The organism is Nostoc sp. (genome assembly GCF_036916655.1).
Taxonomy (GTDB): Bacteria; Cyanobacteriota; Cyanobacteriia; order Cyanobacteriales; family Nostocaceae; genus Nostoc.
Map to the genome: position 1 here is coordinate 39,833 of NZ_JBALFY010000003.1, position 21,159 is coordinate 60,991.

Annotated in this window: 20 protein-coding genes; 7 read left to right on the forward strand and 13 right to left on the reverse strand. The window is 41.8% G+C overall.

All coding sequences use genetic code 11. The annotated features are described in order from the left end of the window. The first annotated feature begins 33 nt into the window (after positions 1 to 33). The 3 genes from V7L31_RS00285 (at position 34) to V7L31_RS00295 (ending at position 2,832) form a co-directional block, all read left to right on the forward strand. Positions 34 to 639: a DUF3318 domain-containing protein gene (locus V7L31_RS00285; RefSeq protein WP_334694393.1), complete on the forward strand. Its 606-nt coding sequence runs from the start codon at positions 34 to 36 to the stop codon at positions 637 to 639. 121 nt (positions 640 to 760) lie between these two features. Beyond that, on the forward strand, positions 761 to 2,305 hold the full coding sequence (locus V7L31_RS00290) for a hypothetical protein (RefSeq protein ID WP_334694394.1): 1,545 nt from the start codon (positions 761 to 763) through the stop codon (positions 2,303 to 2,305). 335 nt (positions 2,306 to 2,640) lie between these two features. Then, positions 2,641 to 2,832 (forward strand): hypothetical protein, encoded by a 192-nt coding sequence (locus V7L31_RS00295; protein ID WP_334694395.1) that lies wholly within the window; start codon positions 2,641 to 2,643, stop codon positions 2,830 to 2,832. A gap of 199 nt (positions 2,833 to 3,031) precedes the next feature. On the opposite strand, the gene V7L31_RS00300 is transcribed toward V7L31_RS00295, so the two are convergent. The 6 genes from V7L31_RS00300 to acpP form a co-directional block, all read right to left on the reverse strand. Next, positions 3,032 to 3,436 carry a hypothetical protein gene (locus V7L31_RS00300; protein ID WP_334694396.1) on the reverse strand — a complete coding sequence of 135 codons (405 nt, stop codon included), beginning with the start codon at positions 3,434 to 3,436 and terminating at the stop codon, positions 3,032 to 3,034. 330 nt (positions 3,437 to 3,766) lie between these two features. Further along, complete coding sequence (locus V7L31_RS00305; RefSeq protein ID WP_334694397.1) at positions 3,767 to 4,168, reverse strand: type II toxin-antitoxin system VapC family toxin; 402 nt, start codon at positions 4,166 to 4,168, stop codon at positions 3,767 to 3,769. 5 nt (positions 4,169 to 4,173) lie between these two features. After that, positions 4,174 to 4,467 carry a hypothetical protein gene (locus tag V7L31_RS00310; protein ID WP_334694398.1) on the reverse strand — a complete coding sequence of 98 codons (294 nt, stop codon included), beginning with the start codon at positions 4,465 to 4,467 and terminating at the stop codon, positions 4,174 to 4,176. A 123-nt stretch (positions 4,468 to 4,590) separates the two neighbouring features. Then, entirely contained in the window at positions 4,591 to 6,618 is a 2,028-nt protein-coding gene (gene tkt, locus V7L31_RS00315) for a transketolase (RefSeq protein WP_334694399.1), read from the reverse strand. 281 nt (positions 6,619 to 6,899) lie between these two features. Beyond that, positions 6,900 to 8,150 carry a beta-ketoacyl-ACP synthase II gene (gene fabF, locus V7L31_RS00320; RefSeq protein ID WP_334694400.1) on the reverse strand — a complete coding sequence of 417 codons (1,251 nt, stop codon included), beginning with the start codon at positions 8,148 to 8,150 and terminating at the stop codon, positions 6,900 to 6,902. A gap of 223 nt (positions 8,151 to 8,373) precedes the next feature. After that, complete coding sequence (gene acpP, locus V7L31_RS00325) at positions 8,374 to 8,628, reverse strand: acyl carrier protein (protein ID WP_179065427.1); 255 nt, start codon at positions 8,626 to 8,628, stop codon at positions 8,374 to 8,376. A gap of 49 nt (positions 8,629 to 8,677) precedes the next feature. Here acpP and V7L31_RS00330 point away from each other — a divergent pair, with 49 nt between their 5' ends. Together V7L31_RS00330 and V7L31_RS00335 are read left to right on the forward strand one after the other, a co-directional pair. Continuing rightward, positions 8,678 to 8,836 (forward strand): hypothetical protein, encoded by a 159-nt coding sequence (locus V7L31_RS00330; protein WP_334694401.1) that lies wholly within the window; start codon positions 8,678 to 8,680, stop codon positions 8,834 to 8,836. Positions 8,837 to 9,047: 211 nt separating this feature from the next. Further along, positions 9,048 to 9,953 (forward strand): CoB--CoM heterodisulfide reductase iron-sulfur subunit B family protein, encoded by a 906-nt coding sequence (locus V7L31_RS00335; RefSeq protein ID WP_334694402.1) that lies wholly within the window; start codon positions 9,048 to 9,050, stop codon positions 9,951 to 9,953. A gap of 404 nt (positions 9,954 to 10,357) precedes the next feature. On the opposite strand, the gene lpxD is transcribed toward V7L31_RS00335, so the two are convergent. Together lpxD and V7L31_RS00345 are read right to left on the reverse strand one after the other, a co-directional pair. Further along, complete coding sequence (gene lpxD, locus V7L31_RS00340) at positions 10,358 to 11,410, reverse strand: UDP-3-O-(3-hydroxymyristoyl)glucosamine N-acyltransferase (RefSeq protein WP_334694403.1); 1,053 nt, start codon at positions 11,408 to 11,410, stop codon at positions 10,358 to 10,360. Between the two features lie 262 nt (positions 11,411 to 11,672). Continuing rightward, a complete protein-coding gene (locus V7L31_RS00345) occupies positions 11,673 to 12,764 on the reverse strand; it encodes a hypothetical protein (protein ID WP_334694404.1) in 1,092 nt (363 codons plus the stop codon). Positions 12,765 to 13,092: 328 nt separating this feature from the next. Here V7L31_RS00345 and V7L31_RS00350 point away from each other — a divergent pair, with 328 nt between their 5' ends. Then, complete coding sequence (locus V7L31_RS00350) at positions 13,093 to 13,578, forward strand: SMI1/KNR4 family protein (protein ID WP_334694405.1); 486 nt, start codon at positions 13,093 to 13,095, stop codon at positions 13,576 to 13,578. 234 nt (positions 13,579 to 13,812) lie between these two features. Here V7L31_RS00350 and V7L31_RS00355 read toward each other — a convergent pair whose 3' ends face one another. From V7L31_RS00355 to V7L31_RS00365, 3 genes are all read right to left on the reverse strand, one after another. Further along, positions 13,813 to 15,051 (reverse strand): NAD(P)/FAD-dependent oxidoreductase, encoded by a 1,239-nt coding sequence (locus V7L31_RS00355; RefSeq protein ID WP_334694436.1) that lies wholly within the window; start codon positions 15,049 to 15,051, stop codon positions 13,813 to 13,815. A 105-nt stretch (positions 15,052 to 15,156) separates the two neighbouring features. Continuing rightward, entirely contained in the window at positions 15,157 to 15,267 is a 111-nt protein-coding gene (locus V7L31_RS00360; protein WP_442944331.1) for a rubredoxin, read from the reverse strand. Positions 15,268 to 15,497: 230 nt separating this feature from the next. Beyond that, positions 15,498 to 15,692 carry a hypothetical protein gene (locus V7L31_RS00365; protein ID WP_179065434.1) on the reverse strand — a complete coding sequence of 65 codons (195 nt, stop codon included), beginning with the start codon at positions 15,690 to 15,692 and terminating at the stop codon, positions 15,498 to 15,500. A gap of 422 nt (positions 15,693 to 16,114) precedes the next feature. Between V7L31_RS00365 and V7L31_RS00370 the strand changes: the two genes are divergently transcribed. After that, entirely contained in the window at positions 16,115 to 16,672 is a 558-nt protein-coding gene (locus tag V7L31_RS00370) for an SRPBCC family protein (RefSeq protein WP_334694406.1), read from the forward strand. Between the two features lie 149 nt (positions 16,673 to 16,821). On the opposite strand, the gene V7L31_RS00375 is transcribed toward V7L31_RS00370, so the two are convergent. Beyond that, positions 16,822 to 17,817, reverse strand: a complete 996-nt coding sequence (locus tag V7L31_RS00375) for a glycosyltransferase family 2 protein (protein WP_334694407.1) — start codon at positions 17,815 to 17,817, stop codon at positions 16,822 to 16,824. Positions 17,818 to 17,993: 176 nt separating this feature from the next. After that, on the reverse strand, positions 17,994 to 20,612 hold the full coding sequence (gene clpB / locus V7L31_RS00380; RefSeq protein WP_334694408.1) for an ATP-dependent chaperone ClpB: 2,619 nt from the start codon (positions 20,610 to 20,612) through the stop codon (positions 17,994 to 17,996). Positions 20,613 to 21,159: the final 547 nt, after the last annotated feature.

A 21,159-nucleotide genomic window follows, 5' to 3' on the forward strand; every position in this document is an offset into this window, starting at 1 on the left:
TTACTATGCACATTATGGCTAATAATTAAACTTATGGAGCCAAATGTTGAAATTCGCCGTTTGTTAGATGTGATGCCTGCTTCTGGTCGGATGACGACAAAACTTGTTAGTAAGCCAGAACAGGCAAAAGTGATTGACGCCTCCTTTCCCCAACCCTGGAATCAGGCGCGACCGATATATATTAATTTCGATTTGTGGCGTCGCTTGACAAAGCCGCAACGAGACTTGCTGCTATTGCAAATGGTTAGCTGGTTAACGGGGGTAAAGTGGTTTAAACCCGATATTTATCAAGGTGCGGTATTAGCCGGGTTGTTAGGTGGATTCTTGGAAGCAGCACAGTCAGATGTAGTGGGTGTAGCTGTAGCTGGGGGATTAAGTGCGATCGCGGCTTTTCGGATCTGGCGTACTAATAAATCTCAAGAGTCAGAGTTAAATGCCGATGCTGCTGCGATTAAAATAGCACAGAGACGCGGTTATTCCGAAGCTGAAGCAGCACAGCACCTATTATCTGCAATTGAAGCGGTAGCTAAAATTGAAGGGCGTGCTAGTTTCAATTTTACCGAGTTGATTCGTTGCCAAAATTTACGAGCGATCGCAGGTTTATCACCAGTGGGTATACCAGAAAGCTACGATAAGTAGAATATAGAGAAAAATTAAAGAATCAGGAGATTATTTTATAAATTAATAAGTTTTACCACAGATTGTAATAACAATCTGTGGCAACATCTTTGCTCAAAATAAATTTCATTTTTAACTAACAATGTTAAACCAAAAAATCATCAAATATACTTCAAAATTATCTTTTCATTCTCCTTGGTTTATTATCATTATTTTTTCTGTTCTTGGTTTAATAGGTATTCTCAACCATTCGATGTGGCGAGATGAACTAAATCCCTGGCTCATTGTCAGAGATAGTAAATCTCTAGGGAATTTAATTGCAAATATTCGTTATGAAGGCCATCCTCTTCTATGGTATTTTTCTCTGGAACTTCTGAGAAAAATAGTTGACAATCCTATTATTATGCAAATTTTTCATTTGGCAATTACTGTTGTTTCGGTTACTCTTTTTTGCCTATATAGTCCTTTTAACTATCAACAAAAGTTTCTTTTTTCCTTTGGTTTCTTTCCTTTTTACGAATATCTTTTAATTTCTCGAAACTATGCTTTTAGTATGTTATTTATTTTTGCCTTCTGTACAGTTTTTTCATCCAGGAAAACAACTTATACTTATTTGGCAATTTTATTGGCTTTACTAGCAAATAGTAGTGCTTATGGTTTATTGGTAGCATTTTCTCTATCATTGACTTTGCTAGCTGAATTTTGTTTTGATAGTGAACATCGCCAGATGTATTTTAGTCAATGCCAAAAATACGACTTATTTTTAAGTATTTTAGTTATCACATTTTCGTTTATTTTATCCATTTATATTATTACTCCTCCGACAGATAGTTATCTTCATGGTGGGTTAAGTAATGGTTGGCTAATACAATTAGATATCCGTCATTTATTGAGAAGCATAGGTAGAATATTTGGTGGTTATTTATTAATTATTCCTCAACACAAAAGATGGCTGGATTTAATTATATGTGCGACAATTGCTCTCTTTATTGTAATTTTAACCTTACTTAAATTATCTAAAAAGCCAGTTCCATTGTTTTTCTACATTATAGGTAATTCTATAATATTTGCCTTTACATACTTCAGATTTACAGGTATGCCTCGGCATTTTGGACATTTCTATTTAGTTCTGATAGCGGCTTTATGGCTAGGAAGTTATTATCAAGAGTCTATAGTTATACTAAATAATTTTTTTGTTCGGCCAAATTCAATTATTTTTGTTCAAAAATGGCATCATATTGCTTTGATGCTAATTTTTTATGTCCAGTTTTTAGGAGGTATTTCTAGTTTTTCTAGAGATTTAGTTGTACCATTTTCTGCAAGTCTGGAAACAGTTCAATATATTCAAAAAGCTGGGTTAGATAATGAGTTTATTGTTGCTAGTCGAGATGCAAATATGGCTCCTTTATCGGGTTACCTCAATCGAAATTTTTACTATCCTGAGCTTCAAAAAATGGGAAGCTTTACCCTATTTAAAAAAGGTCGTCAATATGTCGAACAAGCTGAAATATTAAGCCAAATTAATTTTCTCCTCAAGAATCAAGATGAGCGAAAGAAAATTTTGCTGATTTTAAATCAAAAACTGAATGTCAACCGCAATGATTTGAAAATTGTTCCAATCAAAGATTTTGAGAGAAGCTGGACGAGTGATGAACTATATTATCTTTATTGGGTAGATGCAGCATAAGGATAATCAGGGCAATTTCATTACTATCTAGCCCGCCTCAAGCCTTTGGACAACAGGTGCAAAATATTGAGCCTCCAACTAGCGCGATGACAGTTTCAGTATATCAATGATGAAATGATGTTTTTTACATCCTTTGACTAGCTTGCCACCACTGATAACTAGTTGCAAAGGGTGAAGCTACTCTACACTGGAATAAGAGAATGTGTATTTAACTGAACTTAGATGTTAGAGACTGAGGAGTTTATTGATACCTTCTCGGTGTTGGTTATGAAGTGCTTACCTCGTGTGGTAAAACTTAAGTTAAATTCTGTCAGTTACTAACGGAGTTGATGGGAATGGGTAACTTTATTATTTTTGCCTTGATAGTCGTTTACGGAGTCGGCGTTTTGAAGTTCTGGAATGGGTTTGAGCGGACTAATTTTAATCCAGCCTTGAGTAATCGGATTCGTTTATCTTTGCTATGGCCGGCTTTGTTTATTACAAATCAATCCTATCGTCGAAACTTTAGAAAGGCGTTGAAGGGTTAGGTCTTATGTATTAGGTGTATTGAGTCTAATCATCATACGATTTTGACAGTTGACATATATCTCAATATAAATCTAACGCGCTAACCTCCCTTCCTTACTAAGGAAGAGAGGTTGGCTTGCTCCTTTTAGGAGAGAGAGGAACTAGGGAGAGATAAGTTCGTTAACCGTTGGAAAATATTTCAGCTGATGACTTTACGAATTATTTACCATTGGTTAATAGATGGATTGCTGCACCGACAGCGGCACCATCAACAGCATTGCCCAGGGTATCTCTGCTATCGCCAGTAACTACGCCTGTTACTGCGCTAGCCCCTGCACCGACTCCGACATCTTGACCAAGGTTCCGGTGACGGCGACCGCGAGTGTTTCTCAGACCATTTGCGCCATTTACGGCTGCACCAGTCACACCACCCTTAACAGCATTGCCTAATACACTACCATTTCCCCTAACAGCTCCGGTTACAACATTGGTAACAGCACCAATACCTGCATCTCTCAGTACTTGGTCATCAGCAGCAGCGGGTTTGGCGGGAACTAAAGTTACACCAGCTAAACTTGCAGCCATGAGGCTGGGTAGAAGTGTGCGTTTTAGGATTTTATTCATTGTATTACCTTCTCAAAACATCAAACAATTGGCTAAAAACCAAAGTTACTGAAATCTGATAAAAGATTTTTTCATCTGAATAACAGCAACTATTTATTGTTCGAGTACACATATATTATTACATTTGCAAGGTCTAACTACATCTACTGAAAGCATGAAGATAGATTCAGTCTACAGAAGGCCTTGCTGATTTATTAGACCATACTAGGGATTACCTATTGACAAAGTAAATAAAATATGCGTTTAGAAGTTTTCATTCCTAGCAAGGGATTTCTCATGAAAAAGCGCGTAGTGTTTACCCTATCTATCTCAAGATAGTTGGCAAAATAACTAAACTAACCAATTTTCCAAGCTTAGTCTTTCAACTCGCAGCAAGTCAGAGTCATTAGAAACCAAAATTAAACCGCGTGCGATCGCTGTAGCCGCTATCAATATATCTTGTTCTTGTCTCTTCAAACCTCTACGTTGCAAATCCACATGGATTTCGCAGGCTCTTTCAATAATTTCTATATCATCCAGGAATAAAACTTCATATTTTCTAGAAAACTGATTAAAATCCCCTAGCTGCCTTGTAGCATTTGCATACAAAAGTCCTCTTTTAACTTCATAATAAGTTATGCAACTGATAAATACTTCTTCTCCTGAACGATTAGCATCCCGTAATTTGCTACTAACAGTTGTATTTCTCTTCAAAATGTAACTAACAATATTTGTATCTAATAAATAAGTCACTTTATCTATTTTCGCTTTACTGCTTCATCGTACATTTTGATTTGCTCTGGGGTCAAATCATTTAACGTACCGGAAACTGCTTCTAAGATAAGAACCTTATCAATTCTGCGGGTCAGTTCATAGTCGGTAATAGCTCTCATTTCTTCTGGTGAAAGCTGCCCAAAGAGTTCTGTCAACATTTTTATTATTTCCTGTTGGTTTAACTTAGTTTGATATAAGCTATTACCTTTAATGAGCTTTTCAACGATTAGTGATATGCGGTTATTCAGTTCTTGATGATAATTAGCAACTTCTGGCATAATTCCCTCCGTTCATCAAATAATTATTTTAATTATAAACAATCTCCCTCAGCGCCCTTCTGCGTAAAAAAAAAGGCGGGCAAGATGCCCACCCCACACAATTTTGAAAATATTCTGTTGCTATTAACCCAACAATGCCTTTGCTTTAGCTAATACATTATCAACTGTGAAACCAAATTTCTCTAGGAGAACATTACCAGGAGCGGAAGCACCAAAGCGATCGATACTAACAGTATCGCCTTCAGTACCAACGTACTTGTGCCAACCGAAACTGCTAGCAGCTTCTACAGACAAACGCTTGGTGACAGCTTTCGGCAGAATGGACTCTTTATAAGCTGCATCTTGTGCGTCAAACAAATCCCATGCGGGTAGTGAGACAACACGGACTTTCTTGCCTTCAGCTTTGAGTTTTTCGGCTGCGGTGACGGCGAGGCTCAATTCGGAACCAGTGCCAATCAGGATGATATCAGGCGTACCTTCGCTATCTACCACGGTGTATCCACCCTTAGCTACGCCCTCAACTGATGTACCTGCCAAATTGGGGACATTTTGACGAGTGAACGCCAATAGGGTAGGAGCGTTTTGGCTTGCCCTTTCAATTGCTATTTTGTAAGCCCCAGAGCTTTCGTTTCCGTCTGCGGGACGAATTACTGTCAGGTTAGGAATAGCACGCAGGGAAGCGATGGTTTCAATTGGTTGGTGTGTGGGGCCGTCTTCACCTTGTCCGATTGAATCGTGGGTTGTTACCCAAATCACGCCAGCGCGGGAGAGGGCAGATAAGCGGATAGCAGCACGCTGATAGTCGGTGAAGATTAAAAAGGTGGCTGCATAGGGAATCAATCCCGAACCATGTAGCGCTATGCCATTAGCGATCGCGCCCATACCATGTTCCCGAACACCAAAGTGGATGTTACGGTTTTGGTATTCTCCTTTTTGGAAGTCACCGATACCTTTGAGTTCGGTCAAGTTGGAGTGGGTTAAGTCAGCCGATCCACCAATTAGCCCAGGGACAACAGCCGCTAGTTTGTTCAGAGAAATTTCTGAGTGTTTACGGGTGGGCAAACCCTTGTCTTCGGGGGTGTAGGTTGGTAGTACTTTATCCCAACCGTCGGCTAGTTTGCCACTAATGTAATTTTCAAATTCAGCCGCTTCTTGGGCATACTTCGCTTTGTAGTCGGCGTATGTTTTATTCCACTCAGTTTCGTAATTAGCACCGCGCTCAACTGCTTTGCGGAAGTGATTCAGGGCTGCTTCTGGAACTTCAAAAGGCTCGTATTCCCAACCCAAATTTTTCCGAGTTAAGGCAACTTCGTCTGTACCAAGGGCTGCACCGTGAACACCGGCAGTGTTTGCCTTGTTGGGGGAACCGAAACCGATGGTGGTTGTCACCTTAATCAAAGTTGGCTTATCGGTGACAGCTTTAGCATCGGCGATCGCCTTTTCAATTCCGGCTAAATCGGTATTGCCATCTTTGACATGGAGGACGTGCCAGCCATAAGCTTCAAAGCGCTTGGAAACATCTTCGGTGAATGCTACATCTGTAGAACCATCGATTGAGATGTGGTTATCGTCGTACAGAGCAATTAGTTTACCTAATCCCAAGTGTCCCGCAAAAGAAGCAGCTTCACCAGAAACGCCTTCCATGTTACAACCATCACCCACGATTACGTAAGTGTAGTGGTCAACAATTTTAGCATCGGGTTTGTTGAACTTAGCAGCTAGGTGAGCTTCGGCGATCGCTAAACCGACTGCATTGGCAATTCCCTGACCTAAGGGGCCGGTTGTGACTTCCACACCTTCTGTTTCAAAGTTTTCTGGGTGTCCGGGAGTTCTAGAACCCCATTGACGGAATTGCTTAATATCTTCAATGTTTACACTGTCGTAGCCTGTCAAGTAGAGCAGGGCGTACTGCAACATTGAGCCATGACCGGCAGACAAGACAAAGCGATCGCGGTTAAACCATTTGGGATTCTTGGGATTAAAGCGTAAAAAGCGATCCCAAAGTACAAAAGCAAAGGGAGCCGCGCCCATTGGTAGTCCTGGGTGTCCCGATTTTGCTTTTTCTACGGCATCAATAGCCAAGAAGCGGATCGAGTTAATAGCCAGTTCTTCGACGGACAATTCTTTGGCGGATTGGGTTGCAACAGTCATAATCTCTTGTTTTTAACGACGGGTTAGCACTCTTCGTAGATTCTTTTGCTGGGGTAATTTTAGATTCCCCACACTATCTTCATCATCCCACTCCCGCTTGTGGATGGACAAGCGGGATCTCCTGAGTTTGTGGTGATAAATCAAGCTGATAATTGGGTCATGCTGAACGCTTACTTTATATCCGAATGTTCTGATACTTTGGGCATTGGGCATTGGAAAGAGGCAGAGGGGAAAACTCTCCTCCCTTGCTTCTTCCCCTGCCTCCTGCCTCCTGACTCCTTTTAAACGTATTTTTTAAAAGCCAATGTGACATTATGACCGCCAAATCCGAAAGAATTGGATATTGCTACCTCAACTTTTTGAGCGCGGCTAGAGTGAGGAACGTAATCTAAGTCACACTCTGGATCGGGATTTTCCAGATTGATTGTCGGGGGAATTTGGTCATTAGCGATCGCTAGTACTGTTGCTACTGCTTCAATCCCGCCAGAACCGCCTAATAAATGACCTGTCATCGATTTAGTGGAGCTAATTGCCACCTTATAAGCATATTCTCCCAAGGCTTTTTTGATTGCTGAGGTTTCAGTTGAATCATTAGCTGAGGTGCTAGTACCGTGGGCATTAATATAGCTAATCTGTTCGGGAGTTATGCCAGCATCCTTGAGGGCTAGTTCGATGGCTCTCGCGGCTCCAAGTCCACCGGGTACTGGGGAGGTGATATGGTAGGCGTCACAGGTCATACCATAGCCGATCATTTCGGCATAAATGTGAGCGCCGCGACTGATGGCGTGTTGCAGTTCTTCGAGAATTAAAATTCCTGAACCTTCACCCAAGACAAATCCATTGCGATCGCGGTCAAAGGGACGGCTAGCATGGGCTGGATCGTCATTGTTAAAAGAGAGTGCCTTGCAGGCGGCGAACCCAGCTATCGACAATGGTGTGACAGCTGCCTCTGTTCCCCCGCAAATCATCGCCTGGGCATATCCCCCTTGAATCAAGCGAAAAGCGTCTCCAATGGCGTTGGAGCCAGCAGCACAAGCAGTTACGGGGCAGGAGTTTGGCCCTTTCGCACCCGTGTGAATTGCCGTTAATCCTGCGGCCATATTGGCGATCATCATCGGGATCATGAATGGACTACAGCGATCGGGGCCACGGTTGAGGTAGATAGTTTGCTGGTCTTCTAATACCTTAATGCCACCAACGCCAGAACCGATCATGACACCGACCTGTTCTGCATTCAGGTCATTGATCACTAACTCCGCGTTAGATAGAGCCTGTTGTGCTGCCGCAACCCCAAACTGGGAAAACCGATCCATGCGCTTGGCTTCTTTACGCTCCAAGTAATCATGCGGATCGAAGTTTTTCACCTCACCAGCAATCCGGCAATCATGGCGAGACGCATCAAATAATGTGATGTAGTCAATGCCATTGCGTCCACTTAATAATCCATCCCAATATTCTGTTGCTGTGTTACCTATAGGTGTAATCGCGCCAACACCAGTTACAACAACGCGTTTACGTGTATGATCTGTCATGATTCAGTTAAAAATGGCGAAAAAGCAGCAGGCAAAAAATTCGAGGCTAGCGACTAGGTACTGGTAAGCCAGCGCGGTCTTAAAGGTTTCCTTTATGAACGACTGGCGTCGGATTTCCAGACTTAGAGCGACTGGCATTAGCTACGTTAAGAGCGTTACCCAAAGGTGACTAAGTACGGGGAAAAATCTTCCCTATCCCCAATCCCTAATCCCCAATCCCCAATTAAGCTGATGCGGTAACTTTGTTATTGATGTAATCTACTGCGTCTTGAACCGATGTAATCTGCTCGGCAGCTTCATCGGGAATTTCGATTTCAAATTCTTCTTCCAAGGCCATCACCAACTCAACAATATCCAGGGAATCTGCTCCCAGGTCTTCCATGAACTTGGCTTGTGGTGTGACTTTATCAGGGGGTTCAACACTCAATTGTTCAACGACGATTTTCTTGACCTTATCAAAAAGTTCCACTTGGCTCATAAATAAAAGTCCTTAACCACTTGCTACGATCTACTCTTTAGAGGAGATATTGTTTTTAGCATATACATCTTATCGTCAAGCGCGATCGCCCGTATACTGTCAAGAGTTTTTCTATCAGAAAACCTCTGCCATTCCGAAAATAAACGGGGTAAGCTTTCTGGAAAAATTTGGCAGTGGAGCAGGCTACGCCATCGCCGATACTGTGTAAATACTTTGTTTTTCCAATTATTGCTAAAATTTTTTACAATGTCTCGATCGGTATTTACAGCCTTGATAGCAATCAGAATATGGCGATGCTACAGCTTTGAACCTAGACGGTTAAAGGGTTGCTAAACGTCAAACATCAGAATTTTAGTGCTAACAAGAGATGATAAAACAGTTATTGTTTAGAGCGATCGCTCTAACCCAAGCATACTTCTATGGTATCTCAGACACTCAAATACGCTTACTTCCCTGGTTGTGTTGCCCAAGGGGCCTGTCGGGAACTTTACCAGTCAACTCAAGCGCTTACTCAAGCACTAGGTATTGAACTGGTTGAACTTAAAAAAGCTGCTTGCTGCGGTTCCGGCACATTTAAAGAAGATTCCCAACTACTAGAAGATACAGTCAACGCCAGAAATATCGCTTTAGCAGAAGAATTAAATCTGCCCTTACTTACCCATTGCAGCACTTGTCAAGGTGTCATTGGTCATGTAAATGAACACCTCAAAGAATGTAAAACTTCTAACCCTGTCTACATTGAACAGGTTAATGGCTTGCTGCATAAAGAAGGCTGTTCGCCTTATCGCGGTAGTACTGACGTTAAACATCTTCTTTATGCCTTGGTAACAGATTACGGTTTAGAGGAAATTACCAAACGAGTCACTCAGAAGTTAAGTGGATTAAAATGTGCGGCTTTTTATGGCTGTTATCTCCTCCGCGCCCAAAAATCCATGCCCTACGATGACCCCTTCCAACCAGAAGCAATGGAAAATGTATTTCGGGCGGTGGGTGCAACACCTATTTATTACCGAGGTCGAACACAATGTTGTGGTTGGCCGCTTTCTAGTTATGCCACTACCCAATCTTTCAAGATGGCGGGGATGCATATTCAGGATGCTTTAACATCTGGTGCTGACTGCATAGTTACGCCTTGTCCTCTGTGCCACTTAAATTTAGATTCCCGTCAGCCAGAGGTAGAAAAGGTGATTGGACAGAAACTAGGTTTACCAGTGTTGCATTTACCCCAGTTGATTGCTTTAGCACTTGGGGTTAGTCCAAAAGAACTGGGTTTAGAACGTCATGTTGTTTCCACAAAGCCAGTGTTGGAAAAATTAGGATTTTAGTTTATTGGTAGTGGCATACGAATAAAACAGGAGTCAGAATACAGAATTCAGAATTCAGAATTCAGAATTCAGGATTCTGAATTCTGAAAACTATACCCATAAAGGGATAGAGTTTTCAGGCGAGAATATTTTAATTTTTTTCGCCCACCATTCCACTCGCTTTTAACCAATATTCAGATGCGACTCGACTCCCTCTAAGCGTTAGCGGAGTCTCTCGTAAAGAAGGTTTTACGCTGCGCTATCACTTACTCGTACAGAATTAATACTGAATTCTGACCGGAGGCGGAGCGTCTCCGGCTCCGCTCCTGAATTCTGAATTCTTCTTATAAAAAGCTCCCCAATTTCTTCAAAAAATCGGGGAGCTGAGCTTTGTGCTTCATGCAAAAGAAAACTGCTGTATCATTTTAATCATTGTTATTTTTGATTTGACGTTGCAATTGTTTTAGCGATTGATAGATATCTGGCAGACGACTATAAATAGCAGATGCTTTGAGATATAGTTTGTGAGGAATGGCTGGAGTTCCAGAGACAATTTCTCCTGGTGGAACATCGTGTAAAATGCCAGTTCGAGCCGAAGCGATCGCACCATCACCCATTTTCGCTTGATTGGCAATTCCTACTTGCCCAGCTAAGATTACCCGATTCCCAAGTTTGACAGCGCCAGCCATACCAGCCTGACCGGCGATCGCACAGCCAGAACCGATTTGGCAACCATGACCTATTTGGACTAAGTTATCAATGACTGTACTGCTACCGATGCGTGTTTCTCCGACGGCTGGGCGGTCAATGGCGGTATTGCAGCCAACTTCGACGCTATCTTCTAGGACTGTGTAGCCAGATTGTTGCATTTTGAACCAACCAGTCCGAGTAGGAACAAAACCAAAGCCTTCTGCACCGATGACAGCACCACTGTGAATGACGCAATCAGCACCGATGCGGGTGCGTTCGTGGATGGTACAGTTGGCGTGTAAGATGGTGCGATCGCCGATTTTGGCGTCTGGATAAATCACCACATTCGGATGAATTATTGCACCATTACCAATTTCTACCCCTTGTTGAATCACAGCATGGGGGCCAATATAAACATCACTGCCAACTTTGGCGGTGGAGTGAATCACAGCGGTGGGATGAATTTCTGGAATGGGGCGATATGGTTGGTAAAAAAGAGCGATCGCTTTGGCAAATAACAGTCGCGGATCTGAGGTCGCTATCCAGAGAATACCGCTCTCGTTTGCAAGCAGCTGCAATTTTTCGTCCTGGGGCAAAATTAAAGCAGTAGCATTGGTTTTGCTGATAAAAGACCCAAATTTTGCCCCTTCAACGTAGCTGATAGTACCGTTGGTAGCTTCATCAATGGCTGCTACCCCTGTAATCTCTGGGTCACGGTCTGGGTCGTTAGTCAGGCTATGATGAGTAGCCGTGTCACCAAATTGGCGGAGGATTTCGCTGAACTTCATTGTTGGGTGTATTCAAAATTAATCTACGATAGCAAGATAATTCTCCCTCTTTATGCTCCAGTACAATAATTTTGTAGACGGGTAGTTAAGGGACTGACAAATAAAAAAATATTCAATTAACTGTTGTGGGGTAGGCATCTTGCCCGCCTATAAGAAACTGGGCGGGCAAGATGCCCACCCCACAATATCGGATAATTTATTTCTTGCAGTTCCCCAATCAGACAATCAGACCTTTCCTAGCTTCGCTTCAGGTTGAAATACTTCACCGACATTCTTCTGTTGATGGCTCTCGTTGTAAAGATGAGCCTAATTTTTGGGAATCTTGTCTCAGTAGCGTCTTGAGGCGTTGATTATCTTCAGCAGCGATCGTTTCACCATAGTGATGAAGTTGAAAAAGCTGACAATAACGATTTTGTTTGGCGCACATCAAGCAGCCATAGGCGTGATTACCGTTAGTACCGCATAGCCGATGTCCCATCACTGGGCCCAGAGAAGTATTTTGCTCGCTAGCAACAGTGCTGAGAATTGAGCGCAATTTTGACTCAAATTCCAATGACAAGTATTGCTTACGTCCTGGTTGTGTACGATCCCATTCTGGAACGATTAATTCCTGTTTTAACAGACTCGTTTCAATCTCTTCAGACATGACAAGCCCAGACAGAATAACGTGATGGGAAACATGGGGTAATAGTGTGCGTGCTAATTGCCACATTAAAGCTTCATCAAACCACTCTTCAACCAGTGGACGCAGATACCAACAACATGGAATGCCAAGATTTACTAAATCTTGCAACAACTGTACCCGACTCTGAATTGAGGCTTGCTCATAGCCTGGTTTTAAGGGTGGTAAACTAACAAAGACAGTAACCCGAAGTGAATGAGGTCGCTGTAGAGTTTTTTTGAGTCGCTCTAGAAAAGATTGACCAGGATGGACTTTGGTGGTGATGTAAACTATGTTGGCAGCTTTGCGGTCAATTAGTGCATCCAAAATTGATAGTACACGTTCTCGATGGGCTGGAATAAAGGGATCGGAGTAGTCGCATAGTGAAATCGGAAAGCCCTTTTGTCCCTCCTGGGTAGCAAAAATGCAGTCTAGCAAAGAATCAAGCAGGTCAACTGGTGCTGAGACTTCCTGAAAATTTTGTGGATAGTGATGCCAGTCACGATCTTGATGACAGACACAATAGGCACATTCAATTGGACAACGATTCTGGGCATTTGGTAGAAATGGATTGAGACTAAAGTATTTTACGGCACGCTCCTCATCTGGAACACCAAGCACTGGAAAACCATGCAACATATACTGGCTCCCCTGCAACGTAATTTCAGACGCCGTATTTTTATCAGTGTTCATATATTTTTTATGAAAAAACGAATACACCCTGAAAATTTTGACTTCTCTAGGGTGGCTGGTGTGAATGTATAGTGGCAAGGTGGGAAACGCTAGAAGATTAGTACAAATTTTGATAAGTAAATATAGTTAAGTAGCGATCGCTTGTTCTTAAAGAACAGGTAAATAGTTGAGGTTAACACGGAGACTCTATTGCTAGTAAGCTTTAAGAGTAGGGGTATACTACGATGTACATACTAATGCTAAAACCTAACTTGATGAGTCTTAATTTGCTGTTTTAACCTAATTTAAGATAGAGATTCTTTATCTTATAGAAAGTTCGAGTTGTGAAATGATTAATAATATCCAAGAATTAAAAGAGCGTTTATTTAGTAGTGAAATAGTAAAAAATGAGCAAGAGCTACAAGGATGTACCCCAGAGGAAATTGCATACATTGAGAGTAAATATGGAGTTTTGCCAAGAACTTACAGGGAAATCTTAGGCTTACTTGGGCATAGTGCCGGAAAGCTTATTAGAGGATCGGAATTTGAGTTTTATTTCGATCAACTTATTAAGATGAATGAGTGGCAGCAAGAGATTATCCTTGAGTCCATTGCTGAGGGGGAAGAATGTACACCTTTACCTGATAATGCTTTCTGTATCTGTGCTTTACATGGAGATCCGTGGTTTATTATTGCTAATGGACAAGATGACTGTTGTGTTTATTTTCTACATGACGATGGCATCACAATCAAAGAGTCCAGTAAATCTGTAATGGATTGGATAGAAGGATTTGTAGAACAAGTTGAATATTTGATAAGGAGAGGACTAAGATAAAATTTTCAAGTTGTCTTTTTGAGAATAGACTTTAACGATAACCCTTATATAAGTCCGCTACATTAATTTTGATAAATTCGTAGTAAAGACTTTAGTCCTTATTTTCTAAGAACTAAAGTGCGGACTACTAACTATCTTAAACTGTCATAATCCCTGTGTAGTACTAGTACAGCACGGCGGAAGTCAACCACCCATCCTAAATCAATAAAACCCTTGCGGTATAGGAATTACGAATTACGAATTAGTCGCCATTGCTATACCTGCTAAATAACCGGTTGTCCAAGCACTTTGGAAGTTAAACCCACCGGTAACGCCATCGATATCTAAGATTTCTCCGGCAAAATAAAGACCAGGAACTAACCTACTTTCCATCGTCTTGAAGTTGACTTCTTTGAGGTTGACACCGCCACAGGTAACAAATTCTTCTTTGAAGGCTCCTTTGCCGTTGATTAAGTATTTTCCCTGAGTAAGTTCTTGCACTAGTTGATTTAAAGTTTTACTAGATATTTCTGCCCAACGGTCTTCTGTGGTAATACCTGCACGGGCAATGATATATTGCCAGAGACGATGCGGGAGATCAACGCCGCGATGCAATGCGATCGCTTTCTTTCCCCATTCATCCTTAACTGCTAAAACTTTTTCTCGCACTTGTTCTTGGTGCAAACCAGGCAGCCAATTAATCAATAATGTGGCTTGATAGCGGCTTTCGTGCAGAACTCTCGCACCCCAAGCCGAAAGCTTCAAAACAGCCGGGCCACTTAAACCCCAATGGGTAATTAGCAATGGCCCAGTTTGTTGTAATTGGGATTTTCCTCCCGTAGATAAGCGCAACTGGGCAGGGTTAACGCTAACTCCAGCCAATTCCCGCAATTTTTGATCGACAATGTTGAAGGTAAATAATGAGGGTACTGGCGGTTCAATTTGATGACCTAACTCTCGGACAATTTTATAACCTACAAGGCTGCTACCGGTCGCCAGAAGTAGGCGATCGCATTTAATCGTTTCTCCCGACTTCAAAAGAATATCAAACCCCCCATCTGCTGAGGTTCGTTTCACTGAAGTTACATGCGTACCGATACGAAGTTTTACCCCAGATGTGGCCACCGCTTTAATCAGACATTCCACAATGGTTTCTGAAGTATTGGTGACAGGAAACATCCGCCCATCAGCTTCAGTTTTGAGATAGACTCCGTGAGTAGCAAACCAAGCTACCGTATCTTGAGGCCCAAACCGAGTCAAAGCACCCCGCAAAGCTTTTGCACCTCTGGGGTAATTTTGCACCAATTCCTCAGATTCAAAGCAAGCGTGAGTCACGTTGCAGCGTCCGCCGCCAGAAATTAGCACTTTCGCTAGGGGTTGGCGACTGGCTTCGAGTAATGTAACTTCGGCTTCAGGATTGGCTTTAGCACAAGCGATCGCGCCAAAAAATCCCGCTGCCCCACCCCCAATAACTACAATTTGTAACGGTAACAATTTCAAAAATATCTCTTTTACAGCACTTACCTTCTAGGCTAGCTGTTATCTTTACTATTCAACTAATTCAAAGTCTTGTTTTGAAGCACCGCAAGTCGGACACACCTAATCGTCTGATATATCTTCAAAAGCTGTTCTCGGTGCTATACCGCTATCTTCATCGCCTTCTGCTGGGTCATATTCATAGGCACAAACAGTACATATATACTTTGCCATGTTCGTTTCCTCTAGTAAATTGTTGGCATTGTTTAAGTATTAAAAACTTCTGGTAATTAGTCAAAATAGGCTTAGTCTATTAGTCCAAGAGAAACCACGCCCATCTAAGGGCAAAGCTCAGGCATCCCTTGGGACGTAGTTTGAATTAGTTTCGATATCATTAGTTTTTTCGCCCAGAAGCGGGGCGATATATACCAAAAACTCTTGTATCTTAGACAAATGACAAATGACTAAAAACGCCACCAAGTTCTTTGGGCGTAACTGATAATCCCGATCGCGATCGCCCCTAGTAGCAGTAGCCAAATTATGCCACCTGGAATAAAAGTAAGAATACCAAATCCTCTCAGTACCCAGACGGCGACACTAATGCCGAGAAGGATACCAAAAATCTGAATTAATCTACGATTTAAAGAAGATTGACTCACTTAATTTTCCTCTCAACTCAACAGAACATTACACTTGATATTGACAATTAAGATATGAAGTTACGATGAAGTGGCAGTTTCATCAGAAATAACACGTAAAAATAGAGAGATGGTATCCAAATTTTGGAGTAAGGTGCTTGATATTAGCTTGTGTTTGTGCCATTCTAGCTGTTAATAACGCAATTTTTCATCTACAAGTATTCTTCCGATAAATTTCACTTAAGTATCAATTGTGTGGATTGTGATAAGAAACACATTTTTTAGAGTAAAGTGAATGAAATAATTAGCAGAAAATCATCGTTTCCGGAAAAGATAAGCATTAGACTGGAACTAAATTAAATGGGTTGGATCTAAATCAAGCTTTATGGCTTGTGGTTTCAACTCAATTTAGGTGGATGAGTTGAGGAGTAACTTAAATCATTATGTCTGCGTCTTATATATCAGACTCAATTATTGCAGGTTCAGATATGGCTTGGAGTCAAGACAAGCAAAAGTTATTGGTACAGGGTGAAATTTTGGTAGAAACGCGATCACACAAGTCATCAGGTGGCTCAGTGACAGCGTGGATGTACGTGCCGATGGTGCGATCGCATGTTTGGCAGCAATTAACTGATTACCCCCGCTGGGTGCAATATTTCCCCGATATCACCAAGAGCGAGGTAGTACAAAAAGGTGAGGTCAAACGTCTGTATCAAGCAGCACAAAAAGCCTTTTTCTTTTTCACGGCTCAAGTGGAAATTTACCTCAACGTTGTAGAAGTGCTGGGGCAGCAAATTCAATTTCGTATGGTAAAAGGGACTTTTGAAGATTTTGACGCCAATTTGGAACTCAAAGATTGCGGTAACGGCACAATACTTGCTTATACTGTGCAAGCCACACCTCTGATTCCAATTCCATCTATTTTCATTCAACAAGCAATGAACTTAGAGTTGCCTGCAAATATGCGTAAAATGCGACAAGTTATGTGTAAAAATCATTGAAGAAGAATTCAGAAGCGGAGCCGGAGACGCTCCGCCTCCGGTCAGAATCAAGACGTTTGATAGCGAACGCGCAAAGCGAATCCTTGAGCGTCTGACTCGCTAAACAATCAGTGGTGGGTTCCAATAAAATCGGCGGGATTCCCGCCGATTTAGTCATTGGTACTAATAACTTCGATTTCCCTGCGGCTTTTTATAAAAAGGAGCAAACGCGCAGAATATCGCCATACAGGCGATGTTTTTGTAGCTGTGGGATGAGTTAAGTCCCCAGTAATTGCTGTCTTATGTTTGAAATATGAAATCGATTTCATGAATCGATTGTGAATCGATTGAGGTAATCGTTGTGGATACTTAGAAAAATAGAAAATTCTTAATGTAATAAAAAGTATGATTCGATTCAAACGTACCTCCCATTGCTCAATTAATGGGAGTGTTTTAGCATAATCCTTAAACAACTGTTGGATTCGCGTTTGACTTGTTCCATTTGTAGAATCATCAAAAGTTTTTGTTCCTGGATAATATCTAAAATTTCCCCAAAGTTCATTAAAATATTTCACATGAGCTACTTTAACTGCTTTCAGTAAGAAATCTATATCCATTACATAATGCTCTGCAACTTTGTAGATTCCAACTTTTTGATGTAATGATTTGTGGTAGAAGTAAGCCGATGGATTAACCGGAAAAGTAACATCAATCATGCCATCATCATTAATTTGCTTTTCCATCAATAAATCAACTGGTCGTAGTCGTTTAGGTTTATTAATCTGAATTAAGTTGTTTCGATGATCCCAAATATTACAATTACCAACAATCAAGCTAGGTTCTGGTAGATTTGTAAAGAGTTCTGAAATGCGGCTAAGAACATTTGGCTCATAGAAATCATCAACGTTTAAAATGCCTATAATCGCTCCTTGCGCCATAGCAATTCCTTTATTCATCGCATCTGATTGTCCCTGGTCTTTTTCAGAAATCCAGCGGATGTGGGGATATTGATTGGCGTAATGTTTGATAATATCTATTGTTTTGTCCGTTGAGCCACCATCGGCGATGATATGCTCAACTTCTGCAAAATTTTGGTTGATGACATTTTGAAGGCAAGATTCTATAAATTTCTCACCGTTATAAACTGGTGTAATTATACTAATCATTAGTTATCAATGGGGAATGGGGAATGGGGACTGGGGACTGGGGACTGGGAAAGAGTTTCCTAATCCCCAATTCTTTTGATGAACATAATTTAGGGTTCCCACTTTTCCCCTAAAATAATTCAAAAACCCGATCTCTGTCAGAAAACGGGTTTTTGTGTATGAGTTATAAGGTGTAATTATCCAGTAAATACCTCAACTGGTAAACGGCTAAAGGACAATCTTTCATTCTGCACATCTACAAAGATGGTGTTACCGTCGTTGAATTCGCCGCGCAAGATGGATTTAGCAATTTGCGTTTCTAACTCTCGCTGAATCGCCCGCTTCAATGGACGCGCCCCATATACCGGGTCATACCCTACTTCTGCTAAAAAGTCAAGTGCAGCATCCGAGAGTTTCAGGGAGATTTTGCGATCGCCCAATCTTTGGCGTAATCTTTCCACTTGTAATAGCACAATTTGCCGCAATTCTCTCTTATCTAAACCGTGGAAGATGATGATTTCGTCAATTCGGTTGAGGAACTCTGGACGGAAGCTATTTCGCATCGCTTCCATTACTCGACGGCGCATTTCGTCGTAATGGTTGTTATCTCCGGCGACATCAAGAATGTACTGCGAACCAATGTTACTGGTCATGATGATAATAGCGTTCTTGAAGTCCACCTTATGACCTTGGGCATCGGTGACGCGACCATCATCAAGAATTTGCAAGAAGATATTGAAGACATCTGGGTGTGCTTTCTCGATTTCGTCGAAGAGAATCACTGAGTAAGGACGGCGGCGAATTGCTTCTGTAAGTTGTCCGCCTTCTTCATAACCCACGTATCCCGGAGGCGCACCGATTAAGCGGGAGACGGCGTGTTTCTCCATATACTCTGACATATCGATTCGCACCAGCGCATCTTCACTATCGAACATATACGCCGCCAACGCTTTCGCCAATTCGGTTTTACCCACACCTGTCGGCCCAAGGAAAATAAAGCTAGCAATGGGACGATTGGGATCGGCTAATCCAGCGCGCGATCGCTGAATTGCATCCGCTACAGCTGTGACTGCTTCTTCTTGGCCAATGACGCGGTGGTGCAGTTCATCTTCTAAATGCAACAGTTTTTCTTTCTCCGATTCCACCAACTTGCTAATCGGAATCCCTGTCCATTTAGAAATAATTTCAGCAATATCAGCTTCGGTGACTTCTTCCCGTAATAGTGATTTACCACTTCTTTGAGCGCTTGCCAGTTCAGCTTCTACTGCTTCTAATTGACGATGCAAACTGGTTAAATTGCCGTATTTCAACTCAGCAGCGCGGTTAAGGTCGTAGTCGCGTTCTGCTTGTTGAATCTCTAAATTAACCCGTTCAATCTCTTTTTTCACAGACTGAATTTTGTCAATAATATCTTTTTCAGACTGCCATTGAGTATTCAGGGTTCTTTGTTCTTCTTTGAGATCGGCAATTTCTTTTTCTAATCTTTCTAGGCGTTCACGAGAAGCGGCATCGCTTTCTTTTTGCAGCGATAGCTTCTCCATTTCTAATTGCAGAATCTTCCGATCAATTTCGTCGAGTTCTTCTGGTTTGGAGGTAATCTCCATTTTTAATCTCGCGGCGGCTTCGTCTACCAAGTCGATGGCTTTATCAGGGAGGAAGCGATCGCTAATATATCGACTCGACAATATCGCGGCTGCAACTAAAGCACTATCAGAAATCTTTACCCCGTGATGGTTTTCATAACGTTCTCTCAAGCCGCGCAAAATCGAAATACTATCTTCTACACTGGGTTGATCGACAAAAACTTGCTGGAAGCGTCTTTCTAATGCCGCATCTTTTTCGATATATTTGCGGTATTCATCTAGGGTTGTTGCCCCAATACAACGCAATTCACCCCGCGCCAACATCGGTTTTAATAAGTTACCAGCATCCATCGCGCCTTGGGTTGCACCAGCGCCGACAACGGTGTGAATTTCATCAATAAATAAAACAATATTGCCGCCAGATTCAGTAACTTCCTTTAATACTGCTTTCAGGCGTTCTTCAAATTCACCCCGGAATTTTGCCCCTGCAATCAAAGCACCCATATCTAAAGCGATTAGCTTGCGGTCTTTGAGAGATTGAGGTACATCACCGGCGATAATGCGCTGTGCTAATCCTTCAGCGATCGCAGTTTTACCAACACCTGGTTCGCCAATTAGCACAGGATTATTCTTGGTGCGGCGAGAGAGAATTTGCACCGTCCGACGAATCTCATCATCTCGCCCAATTACTGGATCGAGTTGACCTTTACGGGCGGCTTCGGTGAGGTCACGTCCGTATTTTTCCAGTGCTTCGTACTTGCCTTCTGGATTTTGGTCGGTCACTTTTTGGCTCCCCCGAATTTGTTTAATAATATTTTTTAGCTTGCCTTCGTCCAAACCGAATTCTTGGAATAAAGCTTTGCCAAAGCGGTCATCTTTAGCGTAAGCCAGCAATAAGTGTTCAATTGAAATATATTCATCTTGAAACTCTTTGCGATATCCATCGGCTCGATCTAGAAGTGTATCCAAGCTGCGCCCTAAGTATACTGAGGTACTATTACCTGATACTTTTGGCTGACGTTGAAAAAATTGTTCAGTGCGATCGCGCAGTTTTTGAAGATTAACACCCGCCTTGGTGAGAATTCCAGTTGCTAGACCATCTTGTTCTAGCAACGCCTTCATCAGGTGTTCGCTTTCAATTTGTTGTTGTTGATATTGTTTAACAATATCCGGGGTATGGGCGATCGCTTCCCAGGCTTTTTCTGTAAATTGGTTAGGATTAGTAGGTTGCATAGGCTTTTTCAGGAACGTAGAGGCGCAGTAGCTTGTCAGAGACTACTACCAGAACACCAAGTCAATAAAATTTCTGTTCTCACATAGATATTGTAAGAACAGCAGAGCGATCGCCTAGATCGGTGTTCACGTCTATGTAGAGTAGTAGTATCACCGCCCTTTCTGGTTTTCCTGCGTCTGTTGGTAGGTTTACAAACAACTTTCCCAGTCCGAAGATACATCAAAGCGATTGCTCTACATCTGCTACTTGACATATCATAGATTTACCATATTTTATTTAATATTAATTTCAATTAACTTATTACTGATAAACTATTCGTCATATAGTTTGATAAGGTAATCTAAGGCAGCAAAGGGATTCAGGCGCTAAATTATCAAATTTAGATGCGCGTCAGCTTATAAGTAAAATTCTACTAACTAACTAAGGCTGAGACAATGAATATAATAAGTTACAGGGAACTCATAGCTAGTTTTAGTGATAAATTGAGTAAAATAAAGATATAATAAATAGCCTGATACCTAGCGATAAGCTTTTTATCAGAAAACG